Here is a 1140-nt window from a genome sequence, read left to right on the forward strand (position 1 = left end):
TATCTGGAAAATGAGTTTAAAGCAGGGAAAAATACCATCGCCAATTAAAGCGGTACACCTATCTTCTAATCCCATAATTAGGCCGAGAATGCCAGGAATTATGGGACATCTGGGCATAAATATAAACGGACCTTCTCTAATTCGCGTTCCTGACTGGATTGAAAATCCCCTAGGACGCTATTATCTTTATTTTGCCCACCACTTAGGCAAATATATTCGCCTTGCCTATGCCGATCACCTAGCAGGGCCGTGGAATATCTACGAACCAGGAACCTTACACTTAGATAGAACAGCTTGCCAAGATCACATTGCCTCACCAGATGTTCATGTGGATGAGGAGGCAAAAGAGATTTGGATGTACTTTCATGGTTGCTATCAAAAGCGGCATCGTGACAATCAAATAACGATGTTGGCTAAATCTAAAGATGGTCTCAACTTTACAAGTTCGCCAGAGATACTTGGACCAAACTATTTTAGAGTTTTCCGATACAACGGGTTTTACTATGCTATTGCCAACAATTGGTATAACACAGTTATTAACAATCGTCCCGTTGCTGGGATTTTGCTCCGATCAAAAGACGGTGAGACAGCTTTTGAGTTGGGACTAGATTTCATTCCTAACCTGCGGCACGCTGCTGTATGGGTGCAAGGGGACAAGCTGACGGTCTTTTACTCCAGGTATGGCGATGCACCAGAACGTATCTTAATGAGCTGTGTTGATTTAACACAAGATTGGCACAACTGGACTATTTCTGAGCCAGTCACAGTTATTGATCCAGAAATGGATTACGAGGGAGGTGCCTTATCCATATTTCCTTCGGAAGTCGGGGTAGCAGAAGGAGTGATGCGGCAACTCCGTGATCCAGCTATCTATACTGAAGAAGAAAAACTTTATTTGCTCTACTCTGTAGCAGGTGAACAAGGTATTGCGATCGCAGAACTAATCAAGAACGATTTATGAACTACAAAAGTATCGAAACGTCAGAAACCCAAGTTAAACTCGTCGTATTATGAACTGCCCCAAGATGCGTATCGACCGCTTTTGAGAAAGCTTTTTCTCAACGTCCAGATACGGCTACCTTACACGAACCATTTCAGGATATCTATTACTGTAGCCAATGGCGGCGCAGCGATCGCATG

1 protein-coding gene is annotated in these 1140 nt (G+C 43.4%); it reads left to right on the top strand.

The genetic code is table 11. From position 1 onward, the window contains the following. Positions 1-961: hypothetical protein (locus tag F6K53_RS44385; RefSeq protein WP_366511455.1), on the top strand; the 961-nt coding region annotated here is incomplete at its 5' end. Positions 962-1140 lie beyond the last annotated feature (179 nt).

It is taken from the genome of Moorena sp. SIO4A1 (assembly GCF_010672065.1).
Lineage (GTDB): Bacteria > Cyanobacteriota > Cyanobacteriia > Cyanobacteriales > Coleofasciculaceae > Moorena.